This window comes from Collinsella sp. Sow4_E3, assembly GCF_052116285.1.
In the GTDB taxonomy this organism is placed as follows: Bacteria; Actinomycetota; Coriobacteriia; order Coriobacteriales; family Coriobacteriaceae; genus Collinsella.
Genome location: NZ_JBQKLJ010000003.1, coordinates 17,284 through 34,694, shown reverse-complemented (window position 1 = coordinate 34,694; position 17,411 = coordinate 17,284). Strand labels below are relative to the sequence as shown.

Sequence of the window (17,411 nt, the reverse complement as noted above, 5' to 3'; positions counted from 1 at the left end):
CCCGTCGTGGGCAGTTCTAGATAGGAAGTTTCCATGGCATTGCAGTTTACAGAGCGCGAGTTTATCCCCGTGCTGCTCGGTGGTGACATCAACGCCTATTCGGTGGCGCGCGCCTTTTACGAGGAGTATCAGGTCAAGAGCCTGGTCTTTGGCAAGTACCAGACCGGTCCTGCGTACCGCAGCCAGATTATCGACTACACGCCCAATGTGGATATCGACACCATGCCGGTCATGATCGAGACCATTAACGGTGTCGCGCAGGCCAATCCCGATAAGAAGATTATTCTCATGGGCTGCGGCGACAACTATGTCGCGCTTGCCGCACAGGCTCAGGATGCCGGCGAGCTTGCCTCAAACGTCATCGCGCCCTATGCGCCCTACAGCATGCTCGAACAGTGCCAGAAGAAGGAAATCTTCTACGAGCTGTGCGAGAAGCACGGTGTTCCCTATCCGCATACGTTTACCTTTACCATGGCCATGCTCAACGCCCAGGGAGAGGCTCCTGCCGAGGTGCTCGACCAGATCGATTTTCCCTTCCCGATGATCCTGAAGCCTTCCGACGGCATCATGTGGTGGGAGCACGAGTTCGAGGGCCAGAAGAAGGCCTACGAGATCGCCGATCGCGCCGAGCTGGAGCAGGTCATTCGCGATGTATACGCGAGTGGCTACACCGATGATCTGATCCTGCAGGATCGCGTGCCCGGCAACGACGAGTACATGCGCGTGCTTACCAGCTATTCCGACCGCACCGGCAAGGTGCGCATGATGTGCCTGGGCCACGTGCTGCTCGAGGAGCACCAGCCTCATGGTGTCGGCAACCACGCCTGCATCATCACCGAGCCCAATGACGAGCTCATGGGCGGCGTGCGCAAGTTGCTCGAGGACCTCAAGTTTACGGGCTTCTCCAACTTTGACGTCAAATACGACGAGCGCGACGGTTCGTTTAAGTTCTTCGACTTCAACACTCGCCAGGGCCGCAGTAACTACTACGTCACCAACAGTGGCTTTAACGTTGCCAAGTACGTAGTGGACGAGTATGTGTACAACCGCCCGTTTGAGCCCGAGTTTGTGACGGCGCAGAACGAGGCGCTGTGGATGGTTGTCCCCATGGGCGTGGTCGATAAATACGTCAAGGATCCCGAGCTGCGCGCTAAGGCGCATCGCCTGGTCAAGGAGGGTAAGGCCGCCGACCCCTCGTTTATGAAGGGCGACTTTGTCTTTAACCGCTGGCTGCGCATGTGGCACACCAAGCTGCGTCACTTTAAGCTGTTTAAGACGTATTACAAATAGGATGAACGTCGCGCCCGCCCGGTTTGTATCGGACGGGCGCGGGTATGATACGCGCAATGGTGCGAGCGTCACCAAGGAGGCGGCGATGGAAAAGCTGGGAGTTATCGGCGGTATGGGCGCCGAGGCCACGTCGTATTACTACGACCAGGTGGTGCGTCACACGGCGGCCGCCCGCGATCAGGAACATATCGACATGGTGGTGCTCTCTAAGTCGACCATGCCCGACCGCACGCTGGCCATTAAGACCGGCGACCACACCGAGTTGCTGGCGACCATGAAGGAATGTGCGCAGGCGCTCGAGACGCTGGGCTGTGCGCACATTGCCATTCCCTGCAACACGTCGCACTACTTCTACGATCAGATTCAGTCGTTTACCTCGGTCCCCATCATCCATATGCCGCGCGAGTCGGTGCGCTATGCGCTTGCCGGCGTGGTGATGGGGGAGTGTGAGTTCGACCCCAACTTGAGCATGCCGGCCGAGCCGGTGCGCAAGATCGGCATCATGGGTACCGATGGCACCGTGGATGCCGGCGTCTACGGTCGCGAGTGCGAGGCGGCGGGCGTCGAAGTCGTCTATCCCAGCGAGAAGCGCCAGGCCGATGTGATGTCGCTTATTTACGATGACGTGAAGGCAGGACGCGAGCCCGATATGGATAAGTTTGACCGAGTGATGTGGGAGTTTGCCCGCAGCGGCTGCGACCGCGTCATTCTGGCCTGCACGGAGCTTTCGGTGCTGCAAAAGTATCGCGAGATGCCCGAGATCACCCTCGACGCCATGGACGTTTTGGTACGCGAGTCCATCATCCGCAGCGGCGCCCCCTACCGCCTGTAGCTCTCGACCTGCCAAAAAGGGACAGGTTTATTTTGGTAGGTTTTATCTGGGAAAACAGTAAAGGCCTCGGCTCGTTTGTGCGAGCCGAGGCCTTTTGCATTTGTCGGTTGCTCCTTGGTGCTGGAGCTTAAAGGACGAGACTGACATTTGCCCATATAAAACCGACCAAAATAAACCTGTCCCTTTTTGGCAGGTTAGAACAAGAATCCGAGGACGATGAGGGCAATGCTGGCAATAAGTATGGCAATGTCCATGCCCTTAATGGGATAGCGCTTGTACGAGCTCGCGCGCGTACGCAGATAAAAGCCACGTTGCTCAGCCGCCAGGGCAGTGGCATCGGTCTTGCCCACGGAGCTCACCAGCAGCGGCGCGCAGAGCGGTAGCATGAGCTGGATCTTCTTGAGGGGGTTCTTGGTGTCGTATTCAACGCCGCGCGCGGTCTGCGCCTCCATGATGGCGTTCATCTCCTGGCTAAAGACCGGTACAAAGCGCAGTGCCGTGGTAAACGTGAACGCATAGCGGTACGGCACGTGCAGCACCTCCACGCAAGCGTTAGCGAGATCGCCGAGCTGCGTGATGGTGAGCATGAGGATGAGCGGCAGTGCCACGCCGAGCAGGCGAAGCGCCGCCTTGGTGCCGGTGATAAGACCATCTGTGGTAATCCAGGCAAAGATGGGGGCTCCGGTGCGGATAAAGGCGGTCTGCAGGACCAGCATGATTAGTGAGAGCGGCACCATGAGCTTGACGAGCGAGACGAGGCCTGCGGTCGATTTGGCGTAGATGCCCAAGATAAAAGTCAGCACAAGCAGGGCGATCAGGAGCACATAAGTGTCGCCGAGGAAGGTCGCCAAGATAATAGCCGCGGCCAGGGCTAGCTTGGTCACGGGGTTCAGCCGGTGCAGCAGTGAGTCTCCGGGCACGTAGTCGATCACGTTAGTCATGCTTGAGCATCTCCTTTACCAGGTCGACCAGATCGGAGACCTGACTGATTCCGGCGAATCGGGGCGAAACGTCGCGCGCGAGTTCTTTGGACAGGGCCACAACCTGCGGTGGCTCCACGTAGGCGGCGCGCATGAGGGCATCGTCGGCGAAGATCCGGTTCGCGTCGCCGCGCTCGAGGATGCGTCCGTCTGCCATAACTACCAGGCGCTGGGCAAAGTCCGAGACGACCTCCATGTCGTGGCACACCATGATCACGGCGCAGCCGCGCTCGGCCATCTCGCTCACCGTCTCCATCACGGTCATGCACTCGCGGTAATCGAGGCCGCTCGTGGGCTCATCGAGCAGAACCACCTGTGGGTCGAGCACAACCACGGACGCTAGGGCGACCATCTGTCGCTGTCCGCGCGAAAGCGAGAACGGCGATTCGTCCAAGGGGAGCCCAAAGCGCTCCGCCGCCACCCGTGCACGCTGGCGGGCCTCGTCGGTGCCGACACCGTGCAGTTCAAGACCAAAGGCAACCTCGTCGAGTACGGTGTCGCGGCAGAGCTGGCGGTCGGGGTTCTGGAACAGCGTCGCGCATTTTGCAGCGATCTCGCTGGTGGGGACGTCGGCGGTGTTCATCCCCGCCATACGCACGGTTCCCGACGCTGGATGCAGAAGGCCGTTCAACAGCTTGGTGAGCGTGGTCTTGCCAGCACCGTTCTGGCCGATGATGCCTACGAGCTCGCCGGGATAGACGCACATGTTGAGGTTGCTGACCGAGGCACCGCCATGGGGGTAGGCAAAGGTCACATCGGTGAGTTCGACTACTGGCTCCTGATTGACGCCGCGGGGGACCGCCGGGATATGGGGAGAGGTCTCGGGCACATCGGCGGGCGCGTCCTTGCTCGTTGCATCCGCAAGTAAGGACGAGATAAGCTGGTGCGCTTCGGAAACATTGAGGCAGGGCGCCTGATCGCTCGGCAACAGACCCACTTCTGCCAGGCTGTTCGCGATGCGCGCGACGCGGGGACTGTCGACGCCCATCTGGCGCAGCTCGCTTGCGTGGGCAAAGACCTGGTGGGGTTCGCCGTCAAACGCGAGCTTGCCGTCTGCCATGACGAGGACGCGGCTGCAGTATTTCGACAACAGCGCGACCTTCTGCTCGATAACAACCACGGTGATGCCGTGTTCGCGGTTGATCTGGCGCAGCGTGTCAAAAACGAGCGTGGAGCTTGCCGGGTCGAGCGCTGCCGTGGGCTCGTCGAGCACGAGCACGTTGGGCGCCATGGCGATGATCGCGGCGATTGCGACTTTCTGCTTCTGCCCGCCCGAAAGCGTGGCAATCTCGCGGTGGCGCAGGTCGCTAATGCCGACGGTCGTCAGCGTCTGGCTGATGCGCTCCTCGATTTGATCGTGCGGTATGCCAAAGTTCTCGAGGCCAAAGAGCATCTCGTCTTCAACGATGGGCGCAACCATCTGGGCATCGATGTCCTGCAGCACGCTTCCCACCACGCGTGAGATATCCGTGAGGGTGATCTCGCAGGTGTCGCGGTCATCGACGAGCGTGGCTCCAAAGAGCTGGCCGGTGTAATGGTGGGGGATGGCTCCGCTCATAACGGCGGCAAGCGTCGATTTGCCGGCGCCTGAGGGGCCGATGACGCCCACAAACTCACCCTTTTCGATGGCGAGTGAGACGTGATCGAGGGCATTCTGCGCCTCGTGCCCATAGGAAAATGAGACGTCATCGAGCTTGATGATGGTATTGCTGGAGCTCATGGGGGCCTTTCTATCGTAAAAGAGCACCGGCCGCAAAACGACCGGCGGTCTACATGGTAGCAAGTATTGCTACTTGGAGAAGACCTTCTTGAGCGGAACGCTGAGGGCCTGGACCAGGATGGCGTTGAAGACGGCGGTGCCTGCGTGTGGCCTGTCAGCTACTTAGTCGTTAAGCTTGAGGGCCTTCTTAATGGGGATGTAGAGGGCGGTCACGATGATGGCGTTGGCAACACCGGTGGCGACGACGACAGGAGCCATGACGCCCATGAAAGCCGGGTTGTTCATGACGCCAAAGGAGAAGATCGCCGCGTAGATCATGCCGGAGATGAAGGTGACAACAAAGGTGCTGACGAGCGGGAGCAGGCCCTTGACCTTGGAGTCGGCGAGCACGGAGACGAGCAGAGCCATGACCATGGCGGCGACGGGCTCGGCGATCAGGTCGGGGCCCTTGACGGAGGCGGTGATTTGGATTACCACGCCGGCGAGGAGGCCGATAATCGCGGATTGGCCGATGTTGGGCTTGACGATGAGAATCTCGAGGCAGAAAGCCGCGATGATGAACTCGGGCGAGAGGAAGCCTCCGGTGAGGCCGCTAAAGAACTTGGAGACGGTCATGTTGAGGACGAAACCGGCGGCGAGGAGGATGGCATAGAGAGTGAGCGCCTTGAGGTCGAGTTTGCCGCGGTCAGTGGTCTGGACGGTGCGGGGCTGGGCGGTGGTGTTCTGAGACATGTTGAAAATCCTTTCGGAAGGGGAGTGCAAGGGAAAAGCGGAGGCGCGTGATGCGAATGCGATCGGGCTCGAGATAGAAAAAGGCCCCCGGTCGAAACCGGAGGCCTTTCAATCACCTAGAGCGCAAAAACAGGCGTGAGGGACTCACTGTCGACCGATCGTATTCGCATCACGCCACCACCAGTTGTTGAGGGACTTCATCGCGTTCTTCATCTTGGTGGCTCCTTTCGTGATGCCATGGCGCAGTCGCACCTTGTTTCTGTTGCGTTGCACTATAGCACAGCAAAGTGTTTGCGGGGAAATCTTTTTTGAAAAGGTTTCGGTGACGTTTCCCGCCGGTCGAAGGGGCGGGCTGAGCGGGGGGGCGACCTTGGCCATCCCGCCCGCGCCTTAAGGTGTGGGGTTCTTAGGCCTTCTTGCGACGATAGATCACGAAGCCACAGACATCGATGATGATGGCGCCAACACCCATGGCGGCCATGTTGTTGCCCTTGGACTTCTCCTCGGTGATTGGATGAATATCATACCAATGTGGATTTACTTCTTTCGACGGTGAATCACGTTGATGGCGTAGCCCACGAGCAGGGCCAGAACGATGACGATAAAGCCAAGGATAGGGTTGTCGTTCACGGGGTTCTCCTATTTTCCGAGTGGTGAGAATTCGTCGACGATGAGGTCGAGGCATTGCGGAAGCGCGCGGGCGCCAAAGACACCGGAGTTGCTGGAGATGATCTCGCCATCGAACTGCATGCCCAGCGACGGCGTGCAGGTAATCTTGGCTTCCTTGGTCTGGATAATCTTAAACTGCGGGCGGCCGAGCACCTTGCCGGCGGGGTCGAGCGCGGCGGTGATCACCGTGGGGAGCAGCTGCACCGTGCGCACGGGTTCAATAACGACGATGTCGACCATGCCGTCGTTCATGCGGCAGTTGGGGAACAGGTTGATGTCGTTTTGGATGACTGAGGTATTGCCCGCCATGCAGCAGATGCCGTCGAGCTCCTCGACCATGCCGTCGTGTTCAATGGTAAAGTGCGCCACCGTGGGGTTGGGCGTGGCGAGCGCGGAGAGGAAGTAGGCGATCTCGCCAATGTCGTTTTTGGTGGGGGCGGCCTTCATCATGATCTCGGCGTCGAAGCCCGAGCCGGCGATGATGATAAAGCCGTGGCGCTTCTCGTTACCGTTCTCGTCGATCCAAAAGAGCTCACCCATGTCCACCTTGACCGTGCGGCCGGCGCGGCAAGCCTTGGCAAGCGCCGCCGCCTCGGGGGCATTACCGATGTTGTTAAAGAACAGGCAGGCCGTGCCGGAGGGGAAGATGAGCGTAGGGACACCGCACCCGCGCATCTGGTCGAGCACATTGGAGACGGTGCCGTCGCCGCCCGAAACGACTACGCGGTCGAACTCACGAACGTCCGCTACCGCGTCCTCGGGCTCCATGCCATCGCCGATAAAGCGCATTACGACCTCGTCGCCGCCCTGTGCAAGAGCGTGCGTGAATGCGTAGATTTCATCGGAGCTGGGACCCGATGCCGGGTTGTGGATGATAAGGCAGCGCATACTTACGTTCCCGTTCTGTGACTAACCGAGTATAGTTGTAGGGCAATGCCGATATCCTACCCGTGTTTTTCGGGCCTAACCTTATTCGATGGGTTGATATGTACATTTCCACACATCAGGCTCTACTCGACTTTTGTCAGCGCGCTCGTGAGTTCGATGCGATTGCCGTCGATACCGAGTTTTTGCGCGAGCGCACGTTTCATCCGCGCCTGTGCCTGGTTCAGATTGCCACCCCTGCCGAGAGCGTCGCGGTCGATCCTTTGGTGATCGACGACTTATCGCCGCTGGCCGAGCTTATGGCCGACGAGAGCGTGGTCAAGGTCTTCCACGCCTGCTCGCAGGATATGGAGGTCATGCTCCACACCGTGGGCGCGCTGCCGCGACCGATTTTTGACACACAGGTCGCCGCCGCCTTTTTGGGCGAGCGCCAGCAGATTTCCTACGGCGCGCTCGTTCAGACGTTCTGCGGCGTATCGCTGCCCAAGACCGAGTCCTTGACCGATTGGTCGCGCCGCCCGCTGAGCGATAAGCAGATTGAGTACGCGATCGATGACGTCAAGTATCTGATCGTCGCCTATACCGAGATGATGAGCCGCCTGCGCGAGCTTGGCCGCGTGGACTGGGTGCTCGACGAGTTGCGCCCTCTGGCCGACGAGTCGCACTACCGCGCCGACCGGCATGAGGCATTCCGCAAGGTCAAGCGCATCAACTCGTGTAGCCGCCATCAGCTGGGCATTGCGCGCGAGCTTGCCGCCTGGCGCGAGGACCGCGCCGAGCGCCGCAACATCCCGCGCAAGTGGGTCATGTCCGACGATACGCTGCTGGCGCTCGTCAAGCGCAATCCTGTGCGCGTTGAGGAGTTCCGCAGCATCCGCGGCACCGATCAACTGGGGGAGCGCGATGTGGACGGCGCGCTCATGGCCATTAAGCGCGGCGCGAGCTGCCCGCACGATCGCCTGCCGCTCATGGTGCGCGGACATCGCCAGATCTCTCCGGAGCTGGAGAGCGTGACGGATCTCATGTACGCGCTCATTCGCCTGGTTGCCGAGCGTTCGGGCGTGGCGACCTCGGTCATTGCCTCGCGCGATGACCTAGCCGACTATATTGAGCATCCCGAGCAGAGCCCTTTGCGCGAAGGTTGGCGCTTTGAGCTTGTGGGCTCGCGCCTGGACGATCTGCTCTCGGGCAACATGGGGTTGACGGTGAAGGACGGCAAAATCGAGCTCCTGTAGGTATATGGTTACGCGGTTTTACCAAACCGCGTAACAACTCGACGCTGCAAACGGCCGAGAGCGGCAATCTGACGTTCAATCGTCGCTCGCGTACCAAAGTACGCGTCGCTTCTCTTTCACGTCACCTTGCTCGCTCTCGGCCGTTTTCGCTGACATTGCCAAAACATCGATGCTGTCTCGTTGGCTGGGCGAGTGGGTAGAATGCCTCCAACGTGTAACTCGATTCGGAGGAATTCGCATGCCCTATTACTATGGTTATGGCTTTGGCATCGACCCGCTGTACCTGCTGGTCGTCCTTGTTTGTACGGTGCTCGGTCTTGCCGCGCAGAGCTATATCAACTCGACGTATAAAACCTGGTCCAAGGTTCGCTCGGACGGCGACACGGGCGCTGCGGTCGCGCGCCGCATGCTCGACGCCAGCGGTTGCAATGCCGTGGGTATCAAGGGCGTCGCCGGTGAGCTCACCGACCATTACAACCCGCAGGATAACAACCTGTATCTCTCGGATGCCAACCGTTCGGGCGGATCGGTCGCAAGCGTTGCCGTCGCCTGCCACGAGGCGGGCCACGCCGCCCAGCGCCAAAGCGGCTATGCCATGATGAAGGTGCGCACTGCCCTGGTCCCGGTCGTCAACTTTACCCAGAACACCTGGACCATCGTGCTACTCATGGGCCTGTTTATGAACATCGCGGGACTCACGACCCTCGCGCTGATCTTCTTCTCGTTTAGTGTGTTGTTCCAGCTGGTTACGCTGCCGGTCGAGATTGATGCCAGCCGCCGCGCCGTGGCGTACATCGAGCGGTCGGGCATGAGCTCCAAGCAGGTCAACGGTGCCAAGAAGGTCCTGACGGCAGCCGCGCTTACCTATGTTGCCGCAGCGCTCACCTCGATCATTCAGCTGCTCTACCTGATGGCTCGCTACAACAGAAACTCCAACCGATAACAAATTGGCTTGACAGGCGCCGCGGGGATTTGTGTCCCCGCGGCGCTGTACTATGTGTTGGACTTGAATTTGCGCAGGGCTGGAGCCTTTGTGCACGATAACGAAAGGAGGCTGCGTGGCAGGCTGGAATCTAACCGGCAATACTGTTTCCGCCGAGTTTGACGGCTCGGGCGATCGGGAGCGCAAGGAACTCAGCGTGAGCCAGGCTGTGGAGATCGCCGCCGGTGCACTCGATGCTATTCCGCAGCTGAGTGTCTTGGGCGAGGTCACGGGCTTCCGTGGCCCCAATGCCCGAAGCGGCCACTGCTACTTCCAGATTAAGGACGATTCGGCCGCCGTTGACTGCATCATTTGGAAGGGCGCCTATCTCAAGCGCACGTTCGATCTGCGCGACGGCATGCAGGTGAGCTTTAAGGGTAGCTTCAATCTCTATAAGCCCACGGGCCGCATGAGTTTTGTCGCCCGCTCGTTTTCGCTGGCGGGGGAGGGTCTGCTGCGTCAACAAGTGGCGCAACTGGCCGAAAAGCTGAGCCGCGAGGGCCTGATGGACGAAGCGCGCAAGCGCCGCATCCCGGTGTTCTGCTCGCGTGTGGCGGTCGTCACCTCGCTTTCGGGTGCCGTAATCGATGACGTCAAACGCACATTGCGTCGTCGCAACCCACTCGTCGAGCTCGTTTGCGTGGGTGCCAAGGTTCAAGGCGAGGGTGCGCCGGCAGAGCTCATTGAGGGTTTGCGTCGCGCCGCTTCCATTACACCGGCGCCCGATTGCATTTTGCTGGTGCGCGGCGGCGGCTCCTTCGAGGACCTCATGACCTTCAATGACGAGGAGCTTGCCCGCGCGGTGGCGGCTTGTCCTGTGCCCGTGGTGACCGGCATTGGCCATGAGCCCGATACCTCGATCTGCGACATGGTGAGCGATCGCCGCGCCTCCACGCCCACGGCGGCGGCCGAATCGGTGGCGCCGGCTATGACGGAGTTGGCCGACGTGCTTGAGACGCGCCATCAGCGTCTGGGCGCCGCGATGGCTTCGATGATTGGGTCGAATCAGGTTGATTTGGAGATGCTCGATCAGCGTGGTCTCCGCGCTTGGGATACCTATACGGCCCGTCTGGGCGATGCGCTCGATGCGGCCGCGTGCCGCCCGTGCCTCAACGATCCAACGTTTATGGTCGAGCGTCGCGAGTCCGAGCTTGCCCTGACGGCCGATCGCCTGTCCGGCGCCATAACGCGTTCGGTTGGGGCCTTCCGCTCCGACTTTGAGCGCCTGCCCGAGCGCTTGGTCGCAAGCACCTCGGGGCTCGATGGCAAGCGTCATGCACTCACGCTCGCGAGCTCCCGCCTGGAGCATCAGGGGCGCACGATGTTGAGCAAGCCTGAGTCTGACTTAGGCCGTGCGGCAGCCTCGCTCGATGCCCTGTCGCCGCTCAAGGTGCTTGCCCGCGGTTACTCCATCGCGTACAGCGAGGGCGGTGTGGCTACGAGCGCCAAGACCTTTAAGCCGGGCGACGCTATTCGCGTGCGCATGGCGGACGGCAACGTGGCAGCAACCGTCAACGCGGTCGAGTAGGCCGCCTTTCATAGCGATAAACCTTTAGGAAAGGAAACAGATATGGCAGAGAAGACCCCGGTCGAGCAGCTTACGTACAAGCAGGCCTCGCAGGAGCTGGAACTCATCATCCGCAGCCTGGAGTCGGGCGACATGGAGCTCGAGGAGTCGCTCGAGAGCTATACCCGCGGCGTCGAGCTCCTCAAGAGCCTACGCACCCGCCTGTCCGATGCCGAGCAGAAGGTCTCGGTGCTCCTGAAGGACGTCGACGGCAACGACGTGCTCGCCGACGGCGAAGCCGCCAACACCGACGACAACCTTTCGTTCTAACCACCTTGCAGCCTACTTTGGGGTAGTCTTTTTGGGACGGGGCTTTTTTGACTACCCTTGCGCGACGGCTCGCCAGGTGCCTGCGCTTGCGAAAAAGTAGTCAAAAAAGCCCCGTCCCAAAAAGACTACCTTGGTCTGTGAGAAAGGAACCAACCATGTGTGATTGCATCTTCTGCAAAATTGCCAACCACGAGATCCCCTCAACCGTTGTCTGTGAGGACGATCAGGTCATCGCCTTCGACGACCTCAATCCCCAGGCGCCGGTCCACACGCTCGTAATCCCCAAGAAGCACTACAGCGACATCGCCGACAACGTACCTGCCGAGACCATGGGCGCCATGGCCCACGCCATTCAGGAGGTCGCTAAGGCCAAGGGCCTGGAGGACGGCTTCCGCGTCATCTCCAACAAGGGCGTCAATGCCGGCCAGACCGTCATGCACTTCCACATGCACGTCCTCGGCGGCAAAAACCTGGGCGAGAACCTCATCTGAGGACGCTTCTTCCGTGGGATGAGGCGAAAGCTTAGGCACCGATAACTTATATATCAACGCAATAAACCCGAGCGCGAGGGCGTTTGGGTTTATTATTGAAGCGTATGTAACCTGGCGGCGCCACACCGCCTGTTAGTAGGGAGACACATGAACGTTCTGGTCGTCAACGCAGGATCTTCGACCCTTAAGTATCAGGTCATCGATACCAAGTCCCACAAGGTGTCCGCAAAGGGCTCCTGCGAGCGCGTCTGCTTTACCGGCGGTACCTTCACCCACGCTGCCAACGGTTCCAAGAAGGTGACCGAGAACATCGAGTTCCCCGACCACAAGGTCGCCATCGAGGTCGTCCTGAAGGACCTCGAGGCCAACGGCGTCAAGATCGAGGGCATCGGCCACCGTATCGTTCAGGGCGGTTGGTACTTCGGCGATTCCTCCCTCGTCGACGAGGACGTCCTCGCCAAGATCCGCGAGGTCGCTCCGCTCGCCCCGCTGCACAACAACCCCGAGGCCAACGTTATCGAGTACTGCCTCGAGCAGTATCCCGACCTGCCCAACGTCACGGTCTACGACACTGCTTTCCACTTCAATATGCCCGAGGTCGCCAAGACCTACGCCCTGCCCAAGGACGTCTGCGACAAGCTGCACATCCGTAAGTACGGCGCCCACGGCACCAGCTACCGCTACATCTCCAAGAAGGTTGCCGAGATGACCAACGGCGAGGCTCGCAAGGTCGTCGTGTGCCACATCGGTTCCGGCGCTTCCCTGTGCGCTATCGAGGACGGTAAGTGCATGGACACCACCATGGGCTTGACGCCGCTCGACGGTGTCATGATGGGCACCCGCTGCGGCTCCATCGACCCGGCTACCGTGTGCTACCTGCAGCGCGAGGGTGGCTACACCTTCGACGAGGTCGACGAGATGATGAACAAGAAGTCCGGCCTTTTGGCTGTGACCGGCGGCAAGACCAACGACTGCCGCAACGTTGAGGAGCTCGCCGCTGCCGGCGACCCCGAGGCCCAGCTCGCCTTCGATATGTTCGTCTACAAGATTGCCGCCAAGGCCGCCGAGATGGCCACTTCCATGTGCGGCATGGACACCCTGGTCTTTACCGCCGGCATCGGCGAGCACGCTCCGGCCGTTCGCGCCGGCGTGGCCGATCGTCTGGCCTTTATGGGCGTTAAGATGGATCATGCCCGCAACGCCCTGCGTGGCGACGGCGCTTGGTGCCTGTCCGCCAAGGATTCCAAGGTCAAGATCTTCGTCATCCCCACGGATGAGGAATTCATGATCGCTTCCGACGTCGAGCGCATCGTCAACGGCAAGTAATTGCAAGAGGGGAGGGGCTGGACGACCGAGCGCCGTTCGGCCCCTCTTTTGCGCTCGTTGGGCGATATGCTGATAGCTATTTATCAAGATATGATAACTTCTTATTAACATGCGGCAGCCTTAAGGGGTCTGCGTCGACCGTATTGCACTGCAAAGGAGTCTCATGAACGTACTTGTTGTCAACGCCGGCAGCTCAAGCCTTAAATATCAGCTTTTGGATACCGATACCCGCAAGGTTTTCGCCAAGGGCAACTGCGAGCGTATCGGATCGGACATGGGCATCTTTGGCCACTCCGAGAACGGTGGCGCCAAGCAGACCGAGGAGGTCCCTTTCCCCGATCATCGCTCCGCTATCGCTCGTGTGCTCGAGGAGCTTGAGAAGACCGACTTTACGATTGATGGCATTGGGCATCGTATCGTTCAGGGCGGCTGGCACTTCGATGATTCCGCAGTCGTCGACGACGAGGTCATGGCCAAGATTCTTGAGGTGGCACCGCTCGCCCCGCTGCACAATTACGGCGAGGCCGCGGCAATCGAATATTGCCGCGAGAAGTATCCGGAGCTGCCCAACGTGGCCGTCTTCGACACCTCGTTCCACATGACTATGCCCGAGGTCGCCTACACCTACGCGCTGCCCAAGGACGTGTGCGACAAGTACCACGTGCGCAAGTACGGTGCACACGGTACGAGCCACCGCTACGAGTGGATGATGGCCAAGGAGATCCTGGGCTCGCGCTGCCACCGTCTGCTTTCGTGCCATCTGGGCAACGGTGCTTCGCTCGCCGCCATCGAGGACGGCGTGTGCCGCGACACCACGATGGGCCTCACGCCGCTCGATGGCCTGATGATGGGCACCCGTTGTGGTTCCATTGACCCGGCCACCGTGTGCTACCTCCAGCGCGAGGGCGGCTACAGCTATCAGGAAGTCGATGACATGATGAACAAGCAGTCTGGTCTGCTTGCCATCTCGGGTATCTCCAACGACGCCCGCGACATCCGCACGCGCGCCTCCGAGGGCGATGAGCGCTGCCTGCTCGCCTTCGACATGTTCGCCTACAAGGCCATGCAGCAGGCCGGTTCCATGATTGCATCCATGGCGGGCGTGGACACCATCACCTTTACCGCCGGCATCGGCGAGAACGACTGGTCGATCCGCAAGGCCTTCTGCGACTGCTTTGAGTGGCTGGGCGTGCGCATCGACAACAACAAGAACCGCGAGGCCGTGGGCAACGGCCCGCAGGTCATCAGCTCCGCCGGTTCCGCCGTCACCGTCATGGTCATCCCCACCGACGAGGAATACATGATCGCCCACGACGTCGAGCGTCTGACCAAGAACAACTAGCGTGCCGATTGCATGTAAACGAAAGGCCTCCGAAGCAACAGCTCCGGAGGCCTTTTTTACTAGCAGAAGGACAGCGGAAACTCCATCCCGTTTCGAGCACAAATTCTGGGACACACTTTCCGGTTGAGGCACGTTGCGGAAAGTGCGACCCACAATAAAGCAAAATTCCGTCCCACAGTTTCCCAAACAAGCCCCAAGCGGAAGCTGCATCCCACAATCCGCCTCCAAACCGGGACACGCTTTCCGGCACAACAACCGCCGAGGCCCTATCAGCCTTTCAAATCCAAAGTGACCATATCCGCATCGTTTGCCCATTACAGTCTGAAATAGGCCATCGATAAATTTCGATGGCGAGCATTCGGCGCATTGCCTACGATACGGGCAAGCCCCGAGGGGCCGCCGATCGGGCGCCTCCGGATGGCCGTCTGCCCCTGCCCCGTAGAGGGCCCGGGGGGTGTTGCCACCGGGGGCGCTCGCCGCTCCGGACGACTGATAGGAAACTGCCGGGCGCAAGCGCCACGGCCAGGTAATGTGGGTGTCGCGGGGAGGGGTTCCGATCGGCCTACCGATTGGAGGATACCACCGTGGCACCAATTAGAATGCCGGAAGCCGTCATCGGGCTCGATGTCGGGAAATCGTCCCACTGGGCATGCGTCGCGACTCGAGATGGCGAGGTGCTGTTGAGCACCCCCGTCGCGAACAGGGAGGACGACCTGGACTCGCTGTTCGGCCGCTTCCCCGATGCGCTCGTGGTCGTCGACCAGTCGCGCAACATAGGCGCCCTCGCGCTCGCCCGCGCCAGGGCGGCCGGGATGTCGGCGGCGTACCTGCCGGGACTCGCGGCGCACGGGGCCGCCAGGCTCTTCGCCGGCGACGCCAAGACCGACGAGCGAGACGCGATGGTCATCGCGAAGACGGCGCTTGGCATCCCCGACGCGCTCCTGCCGGTCGGGGACCCAGGTCCGACGATTGCGGCGGCGAGGGCGCTGGCCGCCCAGAGGAACTTCCTGACCTGCGAGAACACTAGGAATAAGAACCGGCTGCGCAGCATCCTGCTGGAATCGTGCCCCGCCTTCGAGGCGCTGGTCGACCTGTCCGACGGGCCCCAGCTGAGGCTCATGGCATCCCTCGGCGGGGCCTGGTCGGTAGCCGACGCCGGGCCCCGCAGGGCGGCGGCGCTCACGCGTGGGGCGGCGCGCGGTAAGATCGAGGCCCTCGTCCGCTCGACAACCTCCTCGACAAGGCCGGATGCGTCGGTCGTCGCCGCCGAGGACCGGGCGGTGAAACTGCTCGCGCGCAGGATATCCGAGAACTCGGCGGAGATCGAGGCGATCACGGCGGAGATCTCCGCCCTGCTCGAGGGCGACGATACCTACCGATGCCTCCTGACGGTGCCGGGCATCGGGCCCAAAACCGCTTCCGAGCTTGCGATCTCCATCGACATCGAAGACTTCCCCAGTCACGACAGGCTCGCGTCGTACTGCGGCTTGGCGCCGCGCAACCGCCAGTCGGGAACCTCGATCTCCTCGGTGACGGCATCGCGCCAAGGCAACAAGAGGCTGAAGAACCTGCTCATATTCTCATGTAACTGCCTTACCCGGACAGAGGGGAGATGGGGCGACTACTACACCAGGTGCCGGGAGCGGGGCATGTCGCACGGCAAGGCGCTCAAGGCGCTGGCGCGAAAGAGACTGAAGGTCATCTACGCGGTAATGCGAGACAGGGTGCCTTACGCAGCCTAGCCGAAACGCACCGAGCAGACTGAAGCCCACCGGCCTAATGGCTTGGCGTCAGCATGCCGCGATTCGGTCGCACGGAGAGCATTTCCCAGTTGACAAAACTATAGGAACACCCCCAGCAACGGCACCCATCCATTCAGTTTCTCAGCCCCAGCTCGTAGCCAAGCCGCCGTCCACTCCAGATCCCCTGAGCACCACGTGGCGGCAGGGACCCTACAGGGTAAAGCTCTGAAAACATTCCGCAGGACGCATGAAACCCCCGCCGCACGAAGTGCGCAGCGGGGGTTTCATGCATGTCCGAGGACGTTTTCAGAGCTTTACCCTGTAGGGTCCCGAGGGGATACGTCCGCTACTCAGCCATCTGAGCCTGGACGGCGGTGATGGCTACGACACCCACGATGTCGTCGGCAGAGCAGCCGCGCGAAAGGTCGTTAACCGGCTTGGCGATGCCCTGCAGGATGGGGCCGTAGGCGTCGGCGCCGGCGAAGCGCTGGACCAGCTTGTAGCCGATGTTGCCGGCCTCGAGGTCGGGAAACACGAGCACGTTGGCCTTGCCGGCAACGGAAGAGCCGGGAGCCTTGAGCTGGGCGACGTTGGGGACGATGGCGGCATCGAGCTGCAGGTCGCCATCGATGGCGAGCTCGGGGGCCTTCTCCTTGCAGAACTTCACGGCCTCCTGGACCTTCTTGGCGACCTCGCCGCCGGCGGAACCCATGGTGGAGTAGGAGAGCATGGCCACGTGCGGCTCAACGTTGCCCATGAAGGTGGACCAGGAATGAGCGGAGGCGATGGCGATCTCGGAGAGCTCATCGGAGGACGGGTTGATGTTGAGGCCGCAGTCGGCGAAGATCAGCGTGCCGTCGGTGCCGAACTGCGGGGTGTCGGTGCACATCACAAAGAAGGCCGAGACCAGCTTGGTGCCCGGGGCGGTCTTGAGGATCTGCAGCGCGGGGCGCAGGGTGTCGGCGGTGGAGTGGCAGGCGCCGGAGACCAGGCCATCGGCATCGCCCATCTTGACCATCATGGTGCCAAAGTAGGTGGCGTCCATCACCTGGGCGCGAGCCTGCTCGATAGTGACGCCCTTCTTGGCGCGGAGCTCGGCAAACTTCTGCGCGTACTCCTCGTGCTTCTCGGCATTGCGCGGGTCGATGACGGTAGCGCCGGGAACGTTGATCTCGTCGGGGTTGCCCAAGATGACGATCTTTGCCAAGCCCTCCTCGATGATCTTGGTAGCTGCGATGATGGTGCGCGGATCTTCGCCCTCGGGCAGGACGATCGTCTTAAGGTCGGCCTTGGCGGCAGACTTCATACGGTTTAGGAAATCGCTCATGTTACTCCTTACAAGCGTTTC

General features: G+C 60.9%; 16 protein-coding genes. 10 read left to right on the top strand and 6 right to left on the bottom strand.

All coding sequences use genetic code 11. The features are described 5' to 3' along the window. Positions 1–33: 33 nt before the first annotated feature. Together ACTQ48_RS03225 and ACTQ48_RS03220 are read left to right on the top strand one after the other, a co-directional pair. Positions 34–1,290, top strand: coding sequence for a carboxylate--amine ligase (locus tag ACTQ48_RS03225; RefSeq protein ID WP_441570105.1), 1,257 nt, complete (start codon positions 34–36; stop codon positions 1,288–1,290). An 85-nt stretch (positions 1,291–1,375) separates the two neighbouring features. Then, positions 1,376–2,122 carry an aspartate/glutamate racemase family protein gene (locus ACTQ48_RS03220; RefSeq protein ID WP_441570104.1) on the top strand — a complete coding sequence of 249 codons (747 nt, stop codon included), beginning with the start codon at positions 1,376–1,378 and terminating at the stop codon, positions 2,120–2,122. A 194-nt stretch (positions 2,123–2,316) separates the two neighbouring features. On the opposite strand, the gene ACTQ48_RS03215 is transcribed toward ACTQ48_RS03220, so the two are convergent. The 5 genes from ACTQ48_RS03215 to ACTQ48_RS03195 all read right to left on the bottom strand — a co-directional run bounded on the left by ACTQ48_RS03215 (position 2,317) and on the right by ACTQ48_RS03195 (position 7,111). Beyond that, positions 2,317–3,063, bottom strand: coding sequence for an energy-coupling factor transporter transmembrane component T family protein (locus ACTQ48_RS03215; RefSeq protein ID WP_441570103.1), 747 nt, complete (start codon positions 3,061–3,063; stop codon positions 2,317–2,319). Then, positions 3,056–4,822, bottom strand: coding sequence for an ABC transporter ATP-binding protein (locus ACTQ48_RS03210; protein WP_441570102.1), 1,767 nt, complete (start codon positions 4,820–4,822; stop codon positions 3,056–3,058). The genes ACTQ48_RS03215 and ACTQ48_RS03210 overlap by 8 nt, the downstream gene beginning before the upstream one ends. A 162-nt stretch (positions 4,823–4,984) precedes the next feature. Then, on the bottom strand, positions 4,985–5,554 hold the full coding sequence (locus tag ACTQ48_RS03205; RefSeq protein WP_427794869.1) for a tryptophan transporter: 570 nt from the start codon (positions 5,552–5,554) through the stop codon (positions 4,985–4,987). A 144-nt stretch (positions 5,555–5,698) separates the two neighbouring features. Then, positions 5,699–5,932 (bottom strand): hypothetical protein, encoded by a 234-nt coding sequence (locus tag ACTQ48_RS03200; protein ID WP_441570101.1) that lies wholly within the window; start codon positions 5,930–5,932, stop codon positions 5,699–5,701. A 261-nt stretch (positions 5,933–6,193) separates the two neighbouring features. Next, positions 6,194–7,111 carry a diacylglycerol/lipid kinase family protein gene (locus tag ACTQ48_RS03195; RefSeq protein ID WP_427727874.1) on the bottom strand — a complete coding sequence of 306 codons (918 nt, stop codon included), beginning with the start codon at positions 7,109–7,111 and terminating at the stop codon, positions 6,194–6,196. Between the two features lie 98 nt (positions 7,112–7,209). Here ACTQ48_RS03195 and rnd point away from each other — a divergent pair, with 98 nt between their 5' ends. From rnd to ACTQ48_RS03155, 8 genes are all read left to right on the top strand, one after another. Next, a complete protein-coding gene (rnd, locus tag ACTQ48_RS03190) occupies positions 7,210–8,343 on the top strand; it encodes a ribonuclease D (RefSeq protein ID WP_154517283.1) in 1,134 nt (377 codons plus the stop codon). A gap of 238 nt (positions 8,344–8,581) precedes the next feature. Further along, entirely contained in the window at positions 8,582–9,286 is a 705-nt protein-coding gene (locus ACTQ48_RS03185) for a zinc metallopeptidase (protein WP_154517280.1), read from the top strand. Between the two features lie 115 nt (positions 9,287–9,401). Continuing rightward, the gene (gene xseA, locus ACTQ48_RS03180; RefSeq protein ID WP_441570100.1) at positions 9,402–10,853 is read left to right on the top strand and encodes an exodeoxyribonuclease VII large subunit; all 1,452 of its coding nucleotides are present in this window, start codon (positions 9,402–9,404) and stop codon (positions 10,851–10,853) included. A 42-nt stretch (positions 10,854–10,895) separates the two neighbouring features. Next, positions 10,896–11,162, top strand: a complete 267-nt coding sequence (gene xseB / locus ACTQ48_RS03175) for an exodeoxyribonuclease VII small subunit (RefSeq protein WP_006234311.1) — start codon at positions 10,896–10,898, stop codon at positions 11,160–11,162. Positions 11,163–11,317: 155 nt separating this feature from the next. Further along, positions 11,318–11,653, top strand: coding sequence for a histidine triad nucleotide-binding protein (locus ACTQ48_RS03170; RefSeq protein WP_441570099.1), 336 nt, complete (start codon positions 11,318–11,320; stop codon positions 11,651–11,653). Between the two features lie 147 nt (positions 11,654–11,800). Next, complete coding sequence (locus ACTQ48_RS03165; RefSeq protein WP_006234305.1) at positions 11,801–12,979, top strand: acetate/propionate family kinase; 1,179 nt, start codon at positions 11,801–11,803, stop codon at positions 12,977–12,979. 163 nt (positions 12,980–13,142) lie between these two features. After that, a complete protein-coding gene (locus ACTQ48_RS03160) occupies positions 13,143–14,321 on the top strand; it encodes an acetate/propionate family kinase (RefSeq protein WP_154517271.1) in 1,179 nt (392 codons plus the stop codon). A 584-nt stretch (positions 14,322–14,905) separates the two neighbouring features. Continuing rightward, positions 14,906–16,063, top strand: coding sequence for an IS110 family transposase (locus ACTQ48_RS03155; RefSeq protein WP_231500848.1), 1,158 nt, complete (start codon positions 14,906–14,908; stop codon positions 16,061–16,063). A gap of 346 nt (positions 16,064–16,409) precedes the next feature. On the opposite strand, the gene pta is transcribed toward ACTQ48_RS03155, so the two are convergent. Beyond that, positions 16,410–17,390 carry a phosphate acetyltransferase gene (gene pta / locus ACTQ48_RS03150; protein WP_427718446.1) on the bottom strand — a complete coding sequence of 327 codons (981 nt, stop codon included), beginning with the start codon at positions 17,388–17,390 and terminating at the stop codon, positions 16,410–16,412. Between the last annotated feature and the right edge of the window lie 21 nt (positions 17,391–17,411).